Genomic DNA, 18868 nt, shown 5'->3' on the forward strand with positions numbered 1-18868 from the left:
GCGCACTGACCGGAGTCCGCCATGAGCGCACTCACCGTGAGCCAGGACCCCTACCGGACCTGGGACGACCTTGTCCGGTTCCGTGAGGAAAGGGACTGGCCCGAGGGCGGCAAGGCGGAGATCACCGAGGGGATCGTCACCGTGTCGCCTTCTCCCGCCTACCGCCACAACGTGATCGCGGAATCCCCCGGGGCGACCCCACGACCGGTCACCGCGGGCACCGGGATGTCCACGATCCGCGCGACCTCACCCGCGGCTCCGCGATGATTTCCGCGCCTCCCGCCGGTCCACCGCACGTGGACCCCGAGACCCCGGCCGACATCCCCGTCGTGCCCATACCGCCCGGCCCCGCCGACCCCCGCGCACTGGCCGGACTGTGCGACCGTGTGCGGGCCCTGCTGGCGGACGGCCGCACCAGGACCGTCGTCTGCGACGTGGGCGCGATCCGCGCACCCGGTCTCGGGCACGTCGACCTGCTCGCCCGCCTCGAACTCACCGCCCGCCGCAGCGGCGGGCGGATACGGCTGCGCGACCCCGCGCCCGCCCTAGCCGCGCTCCTCGCTCTCGTCGGCCTCCGCTTCGAGGTGGAGGGGCAGGCCGAACAGGGGGAACCAGCGGGCGGTGTCCAGGAAGCAGTGGAAACCGGTGATCCGGCCGTCTGAGATCTCCAGCGCCTGGACCGCCCAGGGGGTGAAGCCGCCCTTCTCCGGGTCCGGCTTGTAGTGCGCGAAGCCCGGAAGGCCGTTGACCTCGACCGGGACCAGGCGCGACCCCGCGCACGAGGCGCCGATGGTCGACATGAAGCCCGTGATGTCGGCCGGACCGCGCAGCCAGAGGTCGAACGGCGGCATGGTCATCACCGCGTCCTCGTGGAGCAGCGCCGTCAGCGCCGTCATGTCGTACCCCTCGAACGCCTTCACGTAGCGCTCCAGGAGCCGCTGCTGCTCCTCGTCCAGCGGGTCGGAGACCGCCGCGTCGTCCCCCGCGTCCGCGCGCTCGGCGAGGGTGGCCCGGGCCCGCTGGAGCGCGCTGTTCACCGAGGCGACCGTCGTGCCCAGCAGCTCCGCGACCTCGCTCGCCCGCCAGGCCAGCACCTCCCGCAGGATCAGCACCGCCCGCTGCTTGGGCGGCAGTTGCTGGAGCGCCGCCATGAACGCCAGCCGGATCGACTCCCGCGCCACCGCCGCCTCTGCCGGGTCCTGCACCGAGGGCAGCACCCGCGCGTCCGGCACCGGCTCCAGCCAGGTGTGGTCCGGACGCGGTGACAGCGCCGCCCGCGCGAGCGGCGTCGCCTCCGTCAGATCCATCGGCCGGGCCCGCTTCCCGCTCGCCGTCAGCATGTCCAGGCACACGTTCGTCGCGATCCGGTACAGCCACGACCGCAGACTGGAGCGGCCCTCGAACTTGTCGTACGCCCGCCAGGCGCGCACCAGGGTGTCCTGCACCGCGTCCTCGGCCTCGAAGGACGAGCCCAGCATCCGGTAGCAGTACCCGGTCAGCTCGGTCCTGTGCTTCTCCAGCGCGGTGTCGAGATCCGCCGTCGCCGTACCCTCGCCCATGGTCCACCCACCCCCGTGGCCGTCCTGATCGCGCCTCGTCGCGCCCCAGCACTCCGGAAGTTACCGCAGCCCACTGACAACGGCCCCCGGAGTACGAAAATGCCCGGTCCGGGACCGCGCTGGACCGCGGGCTCGGACCGGGCGGGAACCGTCACGCGTCCGGCTAGGCGGGAACCGCCTCCCGCCGCGCCGCCCGCGTGCCCAGCAGGGTGATCGTGACGACGCCCAGCACCGCGAGGAGCCCCACGCAGACCGTGCCCGCCCAGCCGTCGGAGTGGAACGCCAGCGCGCCGACCGTGCTGCCCACGCTGGAGCCGATGTAGTACGCCGACTGGTACAGCGCCGACGCCTGCGCCCGCCCGTGCGCCGCCGTACGCCCCACGGCGGAGGACGCCACCGCGTGGCCCGCGAAGAACCCCGCCGTGATCAGCACCAGACCGAGCAGCACCAGCGGCACCGACGGGGCGAGGGAGAGCAGCAGACCCGCCGCGGTGGTCCCGGCCGCCGTGTACAGCGCGCCCCGGCGCCCGAGGCGGCCCACCAGACGGCCCGAGGTGGACGCGGATACCGTGCCGACCAGGTACACCAGGAAGATCGAGCCGATGATGCCCTGCGGCAGCGAGAACGGCGCCTCCGTCAGGCGGTAGCCGATCACCGTGTACACCCCGCCGAACACCGTCATGAACAGCGCGCCGATCGCGTACAGGCGCCGCAGCAGCGGGTTCGAGAGGTGGTCGCGGACCGTACCGGCCAGCACGCGCGGGCGCAGCGAGCCGGCCCGGAAGTGCCGAGGCGCCGGCAGCAGCAGCCGGAACGCCACCGCGCATCCGACCGCCACCAGGCCGATCACGCCGACGGCCGTCCGCCAGCCCCACTCCTGCGCGACCCAGCCCGTGATCACCCGGCCGCTCATGCCGCCCACGCTGTTGCCCGCCACGAACAGGCCGATCGCCGTGACCAGCGCCTTCGGGCGGACCTCCTCGGCCAGATACGCCGTCGCGGAGGCGGGCAGCCCGGCCAGTGCCGCGCCCTGCACCGCGCGCAGCGCGACCAGCGCGCCGATGGACGGCGCGAACGGCACCAACATGCCCACGCTCACCGCGACCGCCAGCGAGACCGTCATGACCGTACGGCGCCCGAAGCGCTCGGACAGCGCGCTCATCGGCAGCACGAACAGCGCGAGCCCGCCGGTCGCGGCGGCCACGGTCCAGCTCGCCTCGCCGGCCGCGACCCCGAGGTCGGCGGAGATCAGCGGGAGCAGGGCCTGGGTGGAGTAGAGCAGCGCGAAGGTCGCGACCCCGGCGAGGAAGAGGGCGAGGCTCATCCGGCGGTAGCCGGGACCGCCGGGCGTCATGCGCGAGTCGACTGCCGCTGCGGCTTGGGGAGAGGGGACGGGCTGGCCGGCGTCCACGCGGATGGACGCCCCGGTACTGGCGGGAGACATACCTCGACGCTACGTACGCTCCCGCTGATCCGTCCAATGCATGGAATCGCCATAATCGTTCCCATGGAGCATCAGCACAGGTCGCAGCCGCGCCTGTCACCGACCGGTGACACAGAAGACATGGCGATGCTGCTCGCGCCCCGCCTCGCCTACTTCGCCGGGGTGGCCCGCACCGAGCACGTCACCCGGGCCGCGCGGGAGATGAACGTCCCCCAGTCCACCCTGTCTCGCGCGATGGTCCGCCTGGAGCAGGACCTCGGCGTGGGCCTGTTCGCCCGGCACGGCCGCACCGTCTCCCTCACCCCCGCCGGTCACACCTTCCTCGCCTCCGTCGAGCGCGCCCTCGCCGAGGTCGAACGCGCCGCCGAGGAGGTCCGCGCCGACGCCGACCCCGCCACCGGCAAGGTCGCCTTCGGCTTCCTGCACACCATGGGCCCGGAGACCGTGCCCGGGCTGCTCCATGCCTTCCGCGCCGACCATCCCCGCATCCGCTTCAGCCTGGTGCAGAACTACGGTGAGGCCATGCTGGAGCGGCTGCGCGCGGGCGAGCTCGACCTGTGCCTGACCTCGCCGGTGCCGGACGCTCCGGACCTGGTCGCCCGCCGCCTGGACGAGCAGAAGCTGCGGCTGGTCGTACCGGCCGACCACCACCTCGCCGGGCGCCGCCGCATCCGGCTCGCGGAGGCCGCAGAGGAGACCTTCGTGACCCTGGAACCCGGCTACGGGCTGCGCCGCATCACCGACGATCTGTGCAGCGAGGCGGGGTTCCGGCCGAGGGTCGCCTTCGAGGGCGAGGAGACCGAGACCCTGCGCGGCCTGGTCGCGGCCGGACTCGGGGTCGCCCTGCTGCCCCCGCCCACCGTGCCGAGGCCCGGCGTGGTCGAGCTGACCGTGACGGCCCCGCGCGCGGTCCGCGAGATCGGCGTCGCCTGGCTGGCCGACCGCCCGGACACCCCGCCGGTGGCCGCCTTCAAGAAGTTCCTCCTCTCCCGGCGAGGCAGCCTGTTGCCCAACTGATCGACCGGTGGCCCTACTTGCGCAGCGAGCGGCCGAAGCCGGACGCCAGCGGCATCCGCAGCCCTATCGGCGGCGGTGCCGCGAGGGCGTCCTCCACCGGACGGGACACCGCGTGCCCGAAGAGGGCGCCCAGGACGAAGTCCTCGGTGAGGGCGACCACTTCGTCCCGGTACTGATGCAAGCCGTGACCGTCCGAGTGCACTTCGAACCGGCACACGTCCCGGTTCACCTTCTTTGCGCGGGCCGCGAGACGGAAGGACAGCTCCGGATCGGACCGCTCGTCGTTGGTGCCGTGCGCGATCAGCACCCGGCGCCCCACCAACTGCTTCACCGGCTCGGCCGGCCTCGCCACGTCCTCCTCGGGCAGCCAAGGCGCCAGTGCCACCACGGAGTTGACCGCCTCGTGGCCTCCGGCGCGCAGCGCGGCCCGCCCGCCCATGTGCAGCCCCACCAGGCACACGGGCACGTCGCCGTAGAGCCGAACCGTCTCGTCGGCCGCCCACGTGGCGTCCGCCGCGAGGTGCGCCTCGGTGCCGTTCCAGCCCCGGTACCGGTAGTGCACCGGATGCACGGCGAGCCCCTCGGTCCGCCCCGTCCGGGCGAGCCGCCGCCCCAGCGCGCGAACCAGCCCCGTGGAGAAGGGAAACGGCCGCTGTTCCGACACCTCCGTTCCCCCGGCGAGCAGCAGCACCGCCCCACTCACCGCGCCCGGCCCGGAGCCGACCGCCTTCCCCAGCCTGGCCGTTCGGACCGGCGCCGCTTGCTGTCCCATGCCAGAACAGTGTCAGAAGCGGCAGTGAACCAAACCCTTCGTGGCGGTCACCGTTGGGTATCGACCGAACGTGTGCCCGACGTGGGGCGGGCAGGGCGGCGGGTGTGAAGGCGTACGGCGGTGGGGAGTTCGGTTGGATGTGCGGTTTACCGGAGCCGCTTCTCCGTCAATGCGATGAAAACAGGGTTCATTCCTTTCGATGAACGGAGTGGGGCACGGAATGACGCCCTCGAATGAGGATGCGAGGGAGAGAAGGGCGAATGTCTGTTCATGGGCGGGGCGCCCATCAGGGGTTATCTCTCGAACGGGCGGACGGGAGATGGGGTGTTGGGGGCGGTGATACGGACGCGCATTCACAGGTCGTCCGCATTTCGGGGTTTGCGGGGGACGGTTCGGCGCGTTTACGGTCGGGGACCGCTCATCGAATGAGATCCCCGTTTCTCGCATTCCAAGGACGCCATTCACCATGAAGCAGTCTGCCGTCAAGACCCTCGGTGTCGCCGCGCTCGGTGCCGCCATCGCCGCCGTCGGGGCGGGCGCCGCCAACGCGGCACCGGCCGCTCCGCAGGGCCTGGACTCCGTCACCAAGACGCTCCCGGGCGCCACCGGGGCCCTCACCCAGGGCCAGGGTGCCGTCGGCAGCGGGCTCGCCGCCGCGCAGCCGGCCGTTCAGAAGGTCGTCGCCCAGGGGCCGGCGGCGCCGGTCGCCGGGCTGCTCGGCGGTCTGCCGCTCAAGGGTCTGCCCACCCACGGTCTGCCGGTCAACGGCATTCCCCTCGGCTGACCCCGAGGCACTCGCGAGCCGTCGTCGCGCCCGGATCCGTCCGGGACGCGTCGGCGGCTCGCGCATGTGCTCACCAGGTGGCCGGGCGTGCCTTGTCCTCGGAGGGCAGCAGGATCCACAGGGCTATGTAGAGCAGGAACTGCGGGCCGGGCAGCAGACAGGACAGCAGGAAGATCACCCGCATCGTCGTCGCCGAGGTGCCGAAGCGGCGCGCCAGCGCTGCGCACACTCCGCCGATCATGCGGCCGTCGGTGGGGCGGGCAAGGGCGGTCATGGCTGTTCCTCCGTCGTCATCGTCGGCCCGCGGGCGGGCCGTTGGCCGGTCGGCGGCCGATGCGCCGCCCCCGTTCTGTGATTCCACGGTACGAGGGCAAAGGGGGAGAATTCATCACTCCAAGGGGCGACGGCGACCCTGGAATTCGTCGGGGTCCGCCCCTGAGACGACCCCGGAGAGCGCCTCGGTCACCGGCGTACGGCCACCGGCGCGACGTCGTCGCTCGTCCCCTCGGCGGGAAGCGGATCCCGCAGCACGGCGACGGCCGGCGCCCCAGGCGGCGCCCCGGCCCCGGCGCTGTGCCGGTCGCCCCGCGCCGACAGGCGCCCGGTGAGCAGCCGGCCGAAACCCGAGGAGGCGCCGGTGACGAACCAGGCGGTGGTCATGGCGCTGCCTTCGCCGACTCGTGGGGGTGTGCCGCACGGACCGTCGTCGTCGGCCGTGCCGTACGGACGAGCCTGTCGCCGGCGGTGGGTTCCCGCCTCCGCGCGGGCGACGAACACGGGAGCGACGGACGGACACCGGCACCCCTCACGGGCGAAGCCCCTACGGCACGATGCCGACCCGGGGAATCGTCGGGGTACGGCCCTGGGGCGCCTCCCCCGGAACCGCGACCGCTCCCCGCTTCCCGTTCCGTGCCCGCCGCCGCAGCCAGGACCGGCCCGCCGGGACGAGCGCCAGATGGACGAGGACCACCCCGGCGGTGTTCAGCAGCAGCGCGTCCACGTCCGCGACCCGCCCCGGTACCCCCGTCTGCACGAGCACGATCCCCAGCGAGATCAGGGCGCCCGCGGCGGCCGTGCGGAACAGGGAGCCGAGCAGGGAGACGGTGAGCCTGCCGTCGGCCATCGGCAGCAGGAAGCCCAGCGGGGCCAGCAGCGCCAGACCGGCGCCGATGCGGGCGGTCGCGTCGGGCCAGCCCAGCGCCAGGTCGGCGCGGACCCCGGCGAGCGGGCGCAGATTGGCGGGCCGCACCCAGGGCACGTCCAGCGGACGCAGCGTCAGCCAGGCGACGAGGGCGAGGTGCGCGACGAGGAGGACGCCCCCTGTCACACGGATGCGGATCACGGCATTGCCGCCGATGGAGCCTTGACGCTGCACGCCTCCCAAGACGCGCCATCCCGCCCGGTCGGTTCCGCACGCACCACGCACGCCCTCGTGAGGCGTACGCCACACCTCCCTGTGGCCCGCTGCCGCGCGCCGAAGGGGTGCGCACCGCGGCACCGCGCGCCACCCCAGGGGCGGCGCCCCGGCTCAGCCCCGGTCCACCGCGCTGGACGGCGGGTCCGTGCGGCCCGGCCGGTCGCGGACGTCGTCGGTGCACTCGTAGCGGCGCAGGCCGCCGGTGCCGGGGCCGCCGAGGACCACCGCGCCGTCCTCCTCGGTGGCCGTGGAGTCGGAGAGGGTGCACACGACCTGGGCGAGGGCGTAGGCGGAGAGCCGGGAGGGCGCGGTGCTCAGCCGGAGCGCGTCCTCGGGGTCGTCGTGGCCCGGCCCGGACACGCCGAGACCGCCCGGCACCCGGGTCGCGTACCCCGCCGCGCGTTCCCCGGCGGAGGGCGCGGCGGCGAGCTGGTCGAGCAGGCCCTTGGCGACGATGATCCGGCGCCGCGCGTCCGGGGTGCCCTCCGGCACCCGCACCGTACGGTCCACCGCGACCAGCGACGACTCGCACAGCAGGAACACCTGGACGGGCACGCCGTGCGCGGACTCGTCCGGCAGACCGGAGCCGGTGAGCGAGCAGGGCACGCGCGAGGGCGCCCGTCCGAAGTCGGTCGGCACCTCGGTGGGCCGGATGCCGCACCCCGTCAGCAGCGCGCCGAGCAGGGGCAGCGCCAGGAGCGGCCGCAGCGTACGCGCCCTCATCCGCGCCCCTCCCCGCCGGAAGCGCCGGAAGCGCCGGAACCGCCGCCCGCAGGGCCGTCCCCGACGGCGCCGCCGCCCTTGTCGTCCTTGCCGTCCTCGCCCTCCTCCTCGGTCAGCGCCGAGGCGTCCCGTGGCAGTCGCAGCGTGAACACCGCGCCGCCCTCGGGGGAGTTGGCGGCGCTGATCTCGCCGCCGTGGATGTGGGCGTTCTCCAGCGCGATGGACAGACCCAGGCCGCTGCCCTCGGAGCGGGGGCGGGAGGCGCTGGCCTTGTAGAAGCGGTCGAAGACGTGCGGGAGGACGTCCTCGGGGATGCCGGGGCCGTGGTCGCGCACCGCGATGACCAGGTCGTCCCCGTCGATGCGCACCGAGACGCGCACCGGGGAGCCGCCGTGCTTGAGGGCGTTGCCGATGAGGTTGGCGAGGATGACGTCGAGGCGGCGCGGGTCGAGCCGGGAGTGGATGCCGCGCTCGGCGTCCAGGTCGACCGCGTCGAGCCAGGCGCGGGCGTCGATGCAGGCGGTGATCTGGTCGGCGATGTCGACGTCGTCGAGGACCAGACGGGCGGTGCCCGCGTCGAAGCGGGTGACCTCCATCAGGTTCTCCACGAGGTCGTTCAGGCGCCGGGTCTCGCTGACCACGAGCCGTACCGCGGGCTCGATCATCGGGTCTATGCCTCCGCCCTCGAACTCCAGCTCTTCTTCGAGGACTTCGGTGACGGCGGTGATCGCGGTCAGCGGGGTGCGCAGCTCGTGCGACATGTCGGCCACGAAGCGCCGGGACGCCTCGTCGCGCGCGGCCATGTCCGCGACCCGCTTCTCCAGCGCGGCGGCCGCGTTGTTGAACGTCCGTGACAAGTCCGCGAGTTCGTCCGTGCCGGAGACCCGCAGCCGGGTGTCGAGGTGCCCCTCGCCGAGCCTTCGCGCGGCCACCCCGAGCCGGTGCACCGGCTTCAGCACGGTCGTGGCGGCGGCCTGCGCGAGCAGTGCGGAGCCGATCAGCGCGAGTCCGGTGGCGATACCGAGCGACCAGGCGAGGGAGTTGAGGTCCTTGGCCTCCGGTTCGAGGGACTTGGCCATGTAGCCGGTCGCACCGCCGCCGATCACCTTGGTGCCCGCGATCAGATACGGCGTGCCGTGCTCGGTGACCCGCTGCCAGTACAGGTGGTACGGCGCCTCGCCCGAACCGCTCGCCTTCTGCTGCTTGTTGACGGCCGCCGACAGTGAGGCGGGCACGTCCTTCAGCGAGAAGCCGTTCAGCCCCTCCGAACTGCCGTACACCGTGCGGCGGTCGGCGTCCTGGGCGACGAGCAGCACGCTGAAGCGCTGGCTGCTGCCCGCCATCTGCCCGGCAGCGATCTGGAGTTCGTCCTGGGTGGGATGCGTGGGCAGCGCGCCCGCGCGGTTCTGCATCTCCAGGCGGAAGTCGCGCAGTACCGCGTCCTGGGCGCGGGTGAGCACCGCCTCGCGGTTGAGCCAGTAGGCGATACCCGACGCGGACACCGCGGCGGTCAGCGCGACAAGACCGAAGACCAGCACAAGACGCAGCCTGAGGCTCGTGAAGCGCAGCCCGGCCGGCTTTCTCCCCCGCTCGGCCAGCCAGCGGCCGAGTCCCCCTCGTTCGTTCACTGAGGCGCGTCCAGGCGGTAGCCGACACCACGGACCGTGCGGATCAGGGTCGGGGAGGACGGCACGTCCTCCACCTTGGCCCGCAGCCGCTGCACGCACGCGTCCACCAGGCGCGAGTCGCCCAGGTAGTCGTGCTCCCACACCAGCCGCAGCAACTGCTGCCGGGACAGCGCCTGTCCGGGCCTGCGGCTCAGTTCGAGCAGCAGCCGCAGCTCGGTCGGGGTGAGCTGGAGGTCCTCGCCGTTCTTCGTGACGGTCATCGCCGAGCGGTCGATGACCACGTTGCCGAAGGTGGCGGAGTCGCTGGACTCGCGCTCCCCGCGCCGCAGCACGGCGCGGATACGGGCGTCGAGGACGCGGCCCTGCACCGGTTTCACCACGTAGTCGTCGGCGCCGGACTCCAAACCGACCACCACGTCGATGTCGTCGCTGCGCGCGGTCAGCAGGATGATCGGCAACTGGTCGGTGCGGCGGATGCGCCGGCACACCTCGAACCCGTCGATGCCGGGCAGCATCACGTCCAGCACGATCAGGTCCGGCCGCTGTTCGCGCAGCAGCTTCAGACCGTCCTCGCCGCTGGCGGCGGTGGCGACCCGGTGCCCCTGGCGCGTCAGGGAGAGTTCCAGGGCCGTACGGATGGCGTCGTCGTCCTCGATCAGCAACAGGGAAGGCACGGGCTCATTCTGGCCCATGCACCGGCTCCCGTACGACCCGTGCCGCACCGCGCACTACGGCGGCAGGCGGGTCCGGCGAGGTCAGAGGGCATATGGCTCTGCCACCCGGATTACCCGACAGCCGGGAACGACCCGCCCGGCGGGGTCCCTGTGACAGGTCTGTGACAGTCGGCGGACACGGCCATGAAGGTCGTTCGGCAAGCTTTTCGGCACGGGGGAAACAGCACCGAACAGCCCGAACACCGGAAAGTCCACGACGGGGAGCGCGAGATGAACACGCCGCACGGCATGAGCACCAGCGCAGTGGTCACACGTCTGCACGACGTGCACCGGGGGATCGAGAACTCGGGGAAGTCCGGTGCCGGCACGGGCACCGCGCTGCTGGAACGCGGCCGGGAGCCCGGGAGCGTACGGGGGTGCGCGCGCGGCACCGGGCGTCAGCACACCGGGTACATGACGGTGGTCGACGCACGCCAGGGGGAGGCGTACGGGACGGGCGCGTACGGGGAGGAGCAGGGGGAGCGACGCTCCCTGACGGAGGCGGAGTTCACCGCCTACGTCCAGGAGCGCCGCGCCTCCCTGTACGCGACCGCCTATCACCTCACCGGTGACCGGTTCGAGGCCGAGGACCTGCTGCAGAGCGCGCTGTTCTCGACCTACCGGGCCTGGGACCGCATCAGCGACAAGGCCGCGGTCGGCGGTTACCTCCGCCGCACCATGACCAACCTGCACATCAGCGCGTGGCGCCGCCGCAAGCTGAACGAGTACCCGACCGAGGAACTGCCGGAGACGCCCGCCGGTACGGACGCGATGCGCGGCACCGAGCTGCGCGCGGTCCTGTGGCAGGCGCTGGCCCGGCTGCCCGAACTCCAGCGCACGATGCTGGTCCTGCGCTACTACGAGGGCCGTACCGACCCCGAGATCGCCGACATACTCGGCATCAGCGTCGGCACGGTGAAGTCCAGCATCTGGCGCTCGCTGCGCCGGCTGCGCGACGACGAGGTGCTGAGCCTCGGCCGCGACGAGGAGAGCGCGTTCGGCGAACTGGTCGCCTGAGAGTTTCCGTAGGCTCCGCCGGAGGTTCGGCGGGCCGACGGGGAAAGCCCCGGGGCGATGGGGGAGAAGCCCTGGGGCGAGGCCCGAGGGGGCAAGGGGAAACGGGGGGAACCGGGGGACCGCTGGGGGGCGGTCCCACCGGGCACGACACGGGGGACCCACGGGGGAACGGGGAAACACGGGGGAGCACGGAACGGAGGGGCGGGACTGGAGGGCCGGGGGGCCACCAGTCCCGCCCCTTTGTCATGCGGGCCCGTGGTGCGTCAGGCGGGCCGGGCGCGGAGAGGCTAGGCCGCCGCCTCCTGGGCCGTCTCCGGCTCCGCCCCCGCCGCCGCGAGACGGCTCAGCGCCTCGTCGCGGCCGCACGGGTGGGCGCCCAGTGAGACCTGACGGGTCACGATCGTGCGCTCGGTGCGCATCAGGCGCCAGCCGCGCCGCAGCAGGAACGGCACCGACTTGCGGCCCTCCTTCAGGTCGCGCAGGAAACGGCGCCGGAACGTGGTGAGCGGACCCCGGGTCAGACACAGCGCGTCCGCCAGCAGACCCAGTTCACGGCAGCGCTCCACGATCTCCGCCGCGAAGATCCCCTCGGCGACGAACAGCGGCGTACGGCCGATGTCCAGGGTGTCCTCGCCGGTACGGGCGCTGCGCGAGATGTCGTACACCGGCACCGGCGTCGAACCCGTCGCGCACAGGCGGGTGATGGCCGCGACGGCCACGTCCGCGTCCCAGGACAGCGGGTGGTCCCAGTCGATGTCCGCACTCCCGTCCACCAGCGGCAGCGTCGGGTCGTCGCCCTCCTTGTAGAAGTCGTCGAGGCGCAGGACGGGCAGCCCGGAGAGGGCGGCGACGAGTGACTTGCCCGAACCCGAAGGGCCGCACAGCAGCACCACACGGGCGGGGAACGGGGGATGGATGCTCACGGAACACCAGTTTGACGCATGGCGGCCCCGTTGCCGACCACGCGGGTCGGCTTTGGAACGTGCGTCACACCTCAACTACCCTACGTGTCGACCGCATTACCCCGCGCACCCGAAGGTGGCACCAGCGATGGCCCGACACTCCGCACCCCGGTCCCCCCGGAACCCGGCCCGGCGCGCCCTGATCGCCCTCGCGACGGCCGGAGCGGCCCTCGGCGCGGGCGCGGCGACGGCCCACGCCGACGCGTCCGCGCCCCTCGTGGACCTCCCCTCCCGCCCGACCTCCCTCGGCAAGGTGGACCCCCAGGCGGGCCTGTCCGCCCTCACCACCACCCTCGGCTACGCCACGGGCCCGATCGCCGGTCTCAAGCCCAACCCCCTCGCGGGCACCGGCGTCGACCCGCTGAACAACGGAGTGGGCACCCAGCTCGCCGACTTCAAGCCGCTCACCTCCCAGGCCCTGACCGCGCCCATCGCCGAGGCGCGGTCCTTCGGGCACATGCCGGTCGTCGGCCAGGTCCTCGGCCTCCTCGGCGCGGGCACCCCGCAGAGCTGACCTGACCCCCTACGCGGGCGAGCCGCGCCGCCCCCGCCTTCGTGGACGGGGGCGACGCGGCTCGCGCGCCCATGGAACGTACGGAGGCGGGGCGGGGGTCAGTACGACGAACCCGCCGCGCCCAGCGCCCCGGTGGGGTGCCAGACCGTCTTCGTCTCCAGGAACGCCGTCATCCGGTCGATGCCCGGGGTCGCGGTGTAGTCCACAGGCTGTGGACGTAGGACGCGCTTGAGGTTGTCCGCCGCCGCGATCTCCAGGTCCTTGGCCAGCTCGGCGTCGGCGCCCGCGAGGTCGATCGCGTTGACGTCCTGGTGCGCGGCGAGGGGCGCGGCGATCTCCGCCGTCCTGCCGGACAGGATGTTGACGACACCGCCGGGCACGTCGGAGGTGGCCAGCACCTCGCCGAGCGAGAGGGCGGGGAGCGGGGACTTCTCGCTCGCGATCACCACCGCCGTGTTGCCCGTCGCGATCACCGGGGCGATCACCGAGACCAGGCCGAGGAACGAGGAGTCCTGCGGGGCCAGTACGGCGACGACACCGGTCGGCTCGGGGGAGGAGAGGTTGAAGTACGGGCCCGCGACCGGGTTGGCGCCGCCGACGACCTGGGCGATCTTGTCGGTCCAGCCCGCGTACCAGACCCAGCGGTCGATGGCCGCGTCCACGACCGCCGCCGCCTTCGCCTTCGACAGGCCCTCGGCCTCGGCGACCTCGCGGACGAACTGGTCCTTGCGGCCCTCCAGCATCTCCGCGACGCGGTAGAGGACCTGACCGCGGTTGTAAGCGGTCGCGCCGGACCAGCCGCCGAACGCCTTGCGCGCGGCGACGACCGCGTCACGGGCGTCCTTGCGGCTCGACTGCGGTGCGTTCGCCAGCCAGTTGTTCTTGGAGTCGGTCACCTCGTACACCCGGCCGCTCTCGGAACGCGGGAACTTCCCGCCGACGTACAGCTTGTAGGTCTTGAAGACCGACAGCCGGGGCTCGGTCTTTTCGGTCTTCTCAGACATCGAGGTACGCCTCCAGGCCGTGGCGGCCGCCCTCGCGGCCGAAGCCCGACTCCTTGTAACCGCCGAACGGCGAGGTCGGGTCGAACTTGTTGAACGTGTTGGACCAGACGACCCCGGCGCGCAGCTTGTTCGCCACGGCCAGGATGCGGGAGCCCTTCTCGGTCCAGATGCCCGCCGAGAGGCCGTACTGCGTGTTGTTGGCCTTGGCGACCGCCTCGTCCGGCGTGCGGAAGGTCAGCACCGACAGGACGGGGCCGAAGATCTCGTCGCGGGCGATGGTGTGCGCCTGGGTGACGTTCGTGAAGAGCGTCGGGGCGAACCAGTAGCCGGAGGAGGGGAGTTCGCAGGCCGGGGACCAGCGCTCGGCGCCCTCCGCCTCGCCCTTCTCCGCCAGCGCGGTGATCCGGGCCAGCTGCTCGGCGGAGTTGATCGCGCCGATGTCGGTGTTCTTGTCCAGCGGGTCGCCGAGGCGCAGCGTGGACAGACGGCGCTTGAGAGCGTCGAGCAGCTCGTCCTGGATCGACTCCTGGACCAGCAGACGCGAGCCCGCGCAGCAGACCTGGCCCTGGTTGAAGAAGATGCCGGTGACGATGCCCTCGACGGCCTGGTCGATCGGGGCGTCGTCGAAGACGATGTTGGCGCCCTTGCCGCCCAGCTCCAGCGTGAGCTTCTTGTCCGTGCCCGCGACCGTGCGGGCGATCTGCTTGCCGACGGCCGTCGAGCCGGTGAAGGCGACCTTGTTCACGTCTGGGTGCGCGACGAGCGCCGCGCCCGCGTCGCCGTAGCCGGGAAGGATGTTGACGACACCCTTGGGCAGGCCCGCCTGGCGGCAGATGTCCGCGAAGAACAGGGCGGACAGCGGGGTGGTCTCGGCGGGCTTGAGGACGACCGTGTTGCCCGCGGCGAGCGCGGGGGCGATCTTCCACGCCAGCATCAGGAGGGGGAAGTTCCAGGGGATGACCTGGCCCGCGACGCCCAGCGGACGCGGGTTCGCGCCGAAGCCCGCGTGGTCGAGCTTGTCGGCCCAGCCCGCGTAGTAGAAGAAGTGCGCGGCGACCAGCGGGAGGTCCGCGTCGCGGGTCTCCTTGATCGGCTTGCCGTTGTCCAGCGTCTCCAGGACGGCCAGCTCGCGGCTGCGCTCCTGGACGATCCGGGCGATGCGGAACAGGTACTTGGCGCGCTCGGAGCCGGGCAGCGCCGACCACTTAGCGAACGCCTTGCGGGCGGCCTTCACCGCGCGGTCCACGTCGGCCTCGCCGGCCTGCGCGACCTCGGAGAGGACCTCCTCGGTGGACGGGGAGACGGTCTTGAAGACCTTGCCGTCGGCCGCCTCGGTGAACTCGCCGTCGATGAACAGGCCGTAGGAGGGGGCGATGTCGACGACCGAGCGGGACTCGGGCGCCGGTGCGTACTCGAATGCGGATGCCATGGTGATCAGTCCACCGTCACGTAGTCGGGGCCGGAGTAGCGGCCGGTGGCCAGCTTCTGACGCTGCATCAGCAGGTCGTTCAGGAGCGAGGAGGCGCCGAAGCGGAACCAGTGGTTGTCCAGCCAGTCCTCGCCCGCGGTCTCGTTGACCAGGACCAGGAACTTGACGGCGTCCTTGGTGGTGCGGATGCCGCCCGCGGGCTTCACACCGACCTGCACGCCGGTCTGGGCGCGGAAGTCGCGCACCGCCTCCAGCATGAGCAGGGTGTTGGCGGGGGTGGCGTTGACGGCCACCTTGCCGGTGGAGGTCTTGATGAAGTCCGCGCCCGCCATCATGCCGAGCCAGCTCGCGCGGCGGATGTTGTCGTACGTGGACAGCTCGCCGGTCTCGAAGATGACCTTCAGCCGGGCGCTCGTCCCGCAGGCCTCCTTCACGGCGGTGATCTCGTCGTGGACCTTCAGGTAGTCACCCGCGAGGAACGCGCCCCGGTCGATGACCATGTCGATCTCGTCGGCGCCCGCCGCGACGGCGTCGCGCACGTCGGCCAGCTTCACGGCGAGCGCGGCGCGGCCGGCCGGGAAGGCGGTGGCGACCGAGGCGACCTTGACGCCGGAACCGGCGACGGCCTCCTTGGCGACGGCCACCATGTCGGGATAGACGCAGACGGCGGCGGTCGTCGGAGTCGTCCGGTCCGTCGGGTCCGGATGGACCGCCTTGGCGCCGAGCGCCCGGACCTTGCCGGGGGTGTCCGCGCCTTCCAGCGTCGTCAGGTCGACCATCGAGATGGCGAGGTCGATGGCGTACGCCTTCGCGGTGGTCTTGATGGATCGGGTGCCGAGGGCGGCGGCGCGCGCCTCCAGGCCGACCGCGTCGACGCCGGGCAGCCCGTGGAGGAAGCGGCGCAGCGTGCTGTCGGACGCGGTGACGTCGGCGAAAGCTGTCGCGGGGGAGGATGTGGTGGGCATGGTCACCAGACGAGCATATCTACGCGCGTAGCGGCTGTATACCCCCGGAGCGGGACGTAAAGGGACCGGCGCAGATCACGGTTGGGCGCCGGTTTCGGCACCGGCCGCGGGCGAGGCGGACATGTCGTGCACAATCGGGGCCATGACGAGCCCGCAGCAGCAGCCGACCGCGCCCCCGGCGCCCGCCCACGAGGACTGGGCGCACCGTTCGACGATGGGCATCGGCGGCGGTCTCCTGCTGTGCGCGATCGTCGGCTGGCTGGGCATCGACGCGCTGGTCCACGGCGACGGGCGCACCCCCTGGCTCGCCCTCGCCGGGATGGTCCTGGTGCTCCCGTTCGTGATCGCCTTCACGCTGCGGCCCGCCGTGTTCGTGAACGAGCGGCGGCTGCGGGTCCGCAACCCCTTCCGCGTGATCACCCTGCCCTGGGGGCAGGTCTCCGGGCTGCGCTCCGGCTACTCCAACGAGGTCTTCACCGACGACGGCACCAAGTACCAGCTCTGGGCCATCCCGGTATCCCTGCGTGCCCGCAAGCGCGCCAACCGCCAGCAGGCCCGGCTGCAGATGGAAGCCGCCGGTGTCACCCCTTCCCGCTCCGGCGGGCTGCCCTCCGTCTTCACCGCGCCGCGCGCCGGCGACTCGGACGAGCCGACCCGTGCCGCGACCGACAAGATCATGGACGACCTCCGCGAGCTCCATGAGGGACACGCGGACGTCGCCAAGGGCGAGGTCACGGTCCGCTGGGCCTACGAGATCCTGGTTCCCGCGCTGGTGGGCGCGATCGCGCTGGCGGTCCTGCTGGCGACGGGCTGACGCCCCCGGCGCGGCTCCCGGCCCCCGGCCGGACCGGCTGGTCGCGGTCGTCCGCATCACCCCCCCCGGGCCGGTTCCGCGCCGACGACCTCACCGGTGACCTCGTCGCCCTCTGGGAGGACGCCGGCGCGCTCGACCTGATCCACGCCCTGCCGCCCGGCGACCTCCGCCGTTGCTTCGCCCCGGGCTGGGGCCTGTGCGCCCACGGCCCCGACGGCCCCCTGTACCGGCTGGCCCTCCGTTACGACTGCCACGGCGTCCGCCTCTGGGGCCCGGTCGTCCCCGCCGCCCATACGGGCATCCACGGCTTCGACGCGGAGAGCGCCTCGGCACGCGAGCTGCTGGGACGCTTCCGAGCGAGCGGGGGCGGGGGCAGACCGGGTCGCCCCCGGTGGCTTCCCGTGCTGCCAGGAGGTGCCTCCCCCCGATCTTCGCGGGCCTGCGGCTCGCCCGGTCTCCTGCCGGGCGCTCCCCGCGGACTGCTCCACGAGGACCGGGGAGACACCCTCTAGGCGTCGAGGTACCGGTACCTCGCGTCCGCCGGGGCGATGAAGAGCCGCCCGTCCCGCACCTGCCACTCGCTCATGCCGTCGACCTCGTGGCTGACGAGGAACAGACCCTGGACGAGGTCTCCGTCGTCGTCGGACGCCGGGATCCGGGCGATCTCCTCGATCTGCCCGGTGAACCAGTCCAGGGCCGACTCCCGGATGTCGGCGCCGAAGAAGACGTAGTGGGTCCAGTTGACGTGCCGACGGGGTACGCCCCATCCGCTCGTGTAGTGGTGGCCGTCGTCGTGGGCGGCGACGATCTCCTGAACCGCCCTGAGCTGCGACTCGTCGCACTCCAGCCAGCCTCTCACCGACACGTAGACGCCCACGCGCCGCCTCCTCAGACCTTGTAGTAGAGGTCGAACTGCCGGTTGCTCCCCGCGTTGTTCGTGATGCCGAAGCTCAGGCGGGGGGAGCCGGAGCCGGTGTAGACGGCCATGCCTTCCGGTTCGCGGGGGTCGGCGGCGGCGTCGGCCTCGGAGTGGGTGCTGGCGATGTAGCCGGTGGCGGGGTTGTTCTGGGTGCCGTTGAGGTCGAAGGACGTGGTGTGGACCGCCCACTTGTCCGTGCCGGTCAGGGTGCCGGAGGGCGTGCCGGTGCGCGGGTCGCCGTCGAGCATGTAGACGTACTGGCCGTACGAGGTGAAGCCCTGGAAGGTCGCGGGCGTGTTCGTGTCCGGGGTGCCGTCGGCGGTGTACTTGTACAGCGGCGGCTGCTGTATGCGGGCCAGCGGGGCGGGCAGCGTCGAGGTGTTCGCGGTGGCGATGGTCGCGGAGAGGTCGTACGCCGCGAACCAGTGTGCCGAGCCCAGCGCGTAGCGGATCAGCAGGATGTCGTGGTCCACGTCCACCGAGGGGGTCATGGAGGTGGCCGCCGGGTCCGGCGAGCCGAAGCGCTGCACGGCCGGGTGGCTGGTCCACAGCACCGTCTGGCTCGCGAAGGGGAAGCGGACGAACTCCTGCCCGTAGCCGCTCTGCCCCGCCCCCGCCTCGGTCCAGACGTACGCCGGGGAGCCGCTCTTCGCCGGTTCCACGCCGAGCGAGACACCGTGGCCGAAGCCCAGCAGATACATGTAGCCGGTGACCGCGCCCGTGGACAGGTCGTGGCGGGTCAGACAGAGGTCGCCCGACTCCGCGTGGTCGTCGCCGCCGATCGACGGGGTGATGGCTGCCTGACTGCCCGAGCGGAGGTAGGCGACCTGGCTCGCGCCCGCGATCTGCAGCGTGTACAGGTGGCCGTTGACCGAGTCGAAGGCGATGCCCTGGAGCGTGGTGGAGCTGTCCTGGTTGCCGACGCCCGCGAGCCAGCGGGTGGACCCGGCGGCGACGTCGATCAGCGCCGTCCCGCCCGGAACGCTCGCGGGATTCGCGACGGGCTCGGCGGCCGCGTCCTGAGCGGGCAGCGTCAGCGCGGCGGCGGCGCCCACGGCCAGGCCGGTACCGCCGCGCATGAGGTTACGGCGGGTCATGTTCATGGTCATGCCGGGGACTGTAGCGGGCGGGGCTGTCACAACCCGTCGCATGTGCCGGGTAGTTGACGAGGGCCCGCCTCCCCACGG

The 18868-nt window shown here is 72.5% G+C and carries 22 protein-coding genes; 7 read left to right on the plus strand and 15 right to left on the minus strand.

Annotated features, from left to right (window positions below; translation table 11 throughout):
• Positions 1 to 21: 21 nt before the first annotated feature.
• Together ACWEEU_RS10655 and ACWEEU_RS10660 are read left to right on the plus strand one after the other, a co-directional pair.
• Positions 22 to 267, plus strand: coding sequence for a hypothetical protein (locus tag ACWEEU_RS10655; protein ID WP_451730804.1), 246 nt, complete (start codon positions 22 to 24; stop codon positions 265 to 267).
• Positions 264 to 662: an STAS domain-containing protein gene (locus ACWEEU_RS10660; RefSeq protein ID WP_451730807.1), complete on the plus strand. Its 399-nt coding sequence runs from the start codon at positions 264 to 266 to the stop codon at positions 660 to 662. Before ACWEEU_RS10655 ends, ACWEEU_RS10660 begins: the two co-directional genes overlap by 4 nt.
• Here ACWEEU_RS10660 and ACWEEU_RS10665 read toward each other — a convergent pair.
• On the minus strand, positions 546 to 1559 hold the full coding sequence (locus ACWEEU_RS10665) for a sigma-70 family RNA polymerase sigma factor (protein WP_385747462.1): 1014 nt from the start codon (positions 1557 to 1559) through the stop codon (positions 546 to 548). The genes ACWEEU_RS10660 and ACWEEU_RS10665 overlap by 117 nt on opposite strands.
• 163 nt (positions 1560 to 1722) lie before the next feature.
• The gene (locus ACWEEU_RS10670; RefSeq protein WP_451730811.1) at positions 1723 to 3003 is read right to left on the minus strand and encodes an MFS transporter; all 1281 of its coding nucleotides are present in this window, start codon (positions 3001 to 3003) and stop codon (positions 1723 to 1725) included.
• Between the two features lie 63 nt (positions 3004 to 3066).
• Here ACWEEU_RS10670 and ACWEEU_RS10675 point away from each other — a divergent pair, with 63 nt between their 5' ends.
• Positions 3067 to 4020: a LysR family transcriptional regulator gene (locus ACWEEU_RS10675; protein WP_451730814.1), complete on the plus strand. Its 954-nt coding sequence runs from the start codon at positions 3067 to 3069 to the stop codon at positions 4018 to 4020.
• 13 nt (positions 4021 to 4033) lie between these two features.
• On the opposite strand, the gene ACWEEU_RS10680 is transcribed toward ACWEEU_RS10675, so the two are convergent.
• Complete coding sequence (locus ACWEEU_RS10680; RefSeq protein WP_451730817.1) at positions 4034 to 4792, minus strand: alpha/beta hydrolase; 759 nt, start codon at positions 4790 to 4792, stop codon at positions 4034 to 4036.
• Positions 4793 to 5258: 466 nt separating this feature from the next.
• Here ACWEEU_RS10680 and ACWEEU_RS10685 point away from each other — a divergent pair, with 466 nt between their 5' ends.
• The gene (locus ACWEEU_RS10685; protein ID WP_385747455.1) at positions 5259 to 5576 is read left to right on the plus strand and encodes an ATP-binding protein; all 318 of its coding nucleotides are present in this window, start codon (positions 5259 to 5261) and stop codon (positions 5574 to 5576) included.
• A gap of 70 nt (positions 5577 to 5646) precedes the next feature.
• Here ACWEEU_RS10685 and ACWEEU_RS10690 read toward each other — a convergent pair whose 3' ends face one another.
• The 6 genes from ACWEEU_RS10690 to afsQ1 form a co-directional block, all read right to left on the minus strand.
• Positions 5647 to 5850 carry a PspC domain-containing protein gene (locus tag ACWEEU_RS10690; RefSeq protein WP_161178708.1) on the minus strand — a complete coding sequence of 68 codons (204 nt, stop codon included), beginning with the start codon at positions 5848 to 5850 and terminating at the stop codon, positions 5647 to 5649.
• Positions 5851 to 6038: 188 nt separating this feature from the next.
• The gene (locus ACWEEU_RS10695) at positions 6039 to 6236 is read right to left on the minus strand and encodes a hypothetical protein (protein ID WP_451730821.1); all 198 of its coding nucleotides are present in this window, start codon (positions 6234 to 6236) and stop codon (positions 6039 to 6041) included.
• 160 nt (positions 6237 to 6396) lie between these two features.
• The gene (locus tag ACWEEU_RS10700) at positions 6397 to 6951 is read right to left on the minus strand and encodes a VanZ family protein (RefSeq protein ID WP_385747452.1); all 555 of its coding nucleotides are present in this window, start codon (positions 6949 to 6951) and stop codon (positions 6397 to 6399) included.
• 153 nt (positions 6952 to 7104) lie between these two features.
• Positions 7105 to 7716: a hypothetical protein gene (locus ACWEEU_RS10705; RefSeq protein WP_451730824.1), complete on the minus strand. Its 612-nt coding sequence runs from the start codon at positions 7714 to 7716 to the stop codon at positions 7105 to 7107.
• Positions 7713 to 9344: an ATP-binding protein gene (locus tag ACWEEU_RS10710; RefSeq protein WP_451730827.1), complete on the minus strand. Its 1632-nt coding sequence runs from the start codon at positions 9342 to 9344 to the stop codon at positions 7713 to 7715. Before ACWEEU_RS10710 ends, ACWEEU_RS10705 begins: the two co-directional genes overlap by 4 nt.
• Positions 9341 to 10018, minus strand: coding sequence for a two-component system response regulator AfsQ1 (gene afsQ1 / locus ACWEEU_RS10715; protein WP_026248263.1), 678 nt, complete (start codon positions 10016 to 10018; stop codon positions 9341 to 9343). The genes ACWEEU_RS10710 and afsQ1 overlap by 4 nt, the downstream gene beginning before the upstream one ends.
• A 270-nt stretch (positions 10019 to 10288) precedes the next feature.
• Here afsQ1 and ACWEEU_RS10720 point away from each other — a divergent pair, with 270 nt between their 5' ends.
• On the plus strand, positions 10289 to 11074 hold the full coding sequence (locus ACWEEU_RS10720) for a SigE family RNA polymerase sigma factor (protein ID WP_385747446.1): 786 nt from the start codon (positions 10289 to 10291) through the stop codon (positions 11072 to 11074).
• Between the two features lie 287 nt (positions 11075 to 11361).
• Here ACWEEU_RS10720 and ACWEEU_RS10725 read toward each other — a convergent pair whose 3' ends face one another.
• Positions 11362 to 11964, minus strand: a complete 603-nt coding sequence (locus tag ACWEEU_RS10725) for a uridine kinase family protein (protein ID WP_385747495.1) — start codon at positions 11962 to 11964, stop codon at positions 11362 to 11364.
• A 160-nt stretch (positions 11965 to 12124) separates the two neighbouring features.
• Here ACWEEU_RS10725 and ACWEEU_RS10730 point away from each other — a divergent pair, with 160 nt between their 5' ends.
• Positions 12125 to 12550, plus strand: a complete 426-nt coding sequence (locus ACWEEU_RS10730) for a hypothetical protein (protein WP_199587859.1) — start codon at positions 12125 to 12127, stop codon at positions 12548 to 12550.
• Positions 12551 to 12648: 98 nt separating this feature from the next.
• Here ACWEEU_RS10730 and ACWEEU_RS10735 read toward each other — a convergent pair whose 3' ends face one another.
• Genes ACWEEU_RS10735 through deoC form a run of 3 tightly spaced genes read right to left on the minus strand, consistent with a single transcriptional unit; the run spans position 12649 to position 15954 of the window.
• The gene (locus tag ACWEEU_RS10735) at positions 12649 to 13554 is read right to left on the minus strand and encodes an aldehyde dehydrogenase family protein (protein WP_451730832.1); all 906 of its coding nucleotides are present in this window, start codon (positions 13552 to 13554) and stop codon (positions 12649 to 12651) included.
• Positions 13547 to 14983 (minus strand): aldehyde dehydrogenase family protein, encoded by a 1437-nt coding sequence (locus ACWEEU_RS10740; RefSeq protein WP_385741947.1) that lies wholly within the window; start codon positions 14981 to 14983, stop codon positions 13547 to 13549. Before ACWEEU_RS10740 ends, ACWEEU_RS10735 begins: the two co-directional genes overlap by 8 nt.
• A 5-nt stretch (positions 14984 to 14988) precedes the next feature.
• The gene (gene deoC / locus ACWEEU_RS10745) at positions 14989 to 15954 is read right to left on the minus strand and encodes a deoxyribose-phosphate aldolase (protein ID WP_385741945.1); all 966 of its coding nucleotides are present in this window, start codon (positions 15952 to 15954) and stop codon (positions 14989 to 14991) included.
• Between the two features lie 136 nt (positions 15955 to 16090).
• On the opposite strand from deoC, the gene ACWEEU_RS10750 reads away from it, so the two are divergent.
• Complete coding sequence (locus ACWEEU_RS10750) at positions 16091 to 16762, plus strand: PH domain-containing protein (protein WP_385741943.1); 672 nt, start codon at positions 16091 to 16093, stop codon at positions 16760 to 16762.
• 508 nt (positions 16763 to 17270) lie between these two features.
• Here ACWEEU_RS10750 and ACWEEU_RS10755 read toward each other — a convergent pair.
• Together ACWEEU_RS10755 and ACWEEU_RS10760 are read right to left on the minus strand one after the other, a co-directional pair.
• Positions 17271 to 17639 carry a hypothetical protein gene (locus ACWEEU_RS10755; protein WP_451730837.1) on the minus strand — a complete coding sequence of 123 codons (369 nt, stop codon included), beginning with the start codon at positions 17637 to 17639 and terminating at the stop codon, positions 17271 to 17273.
• An 11-nt stretch (positions 17640 to 17650) separates the two neighbouring features.
• Positions 17651 to 18790, minus strand: coding sequence for a phage baseplate protein (locus tag ACWEEU_RS10760; RefSeq protein ID WP_451730840.1), 1140 nt, complete (start codon positions 18788 to 18790; stop codon positions 17651 to 17653).
• Positions 18791 to 18868: the final 78 nt, after the last annotated feature.

The sequence above is a fragment of the Streptomyces sp. NPDC005004 genome, assembly GCF_053600675.1.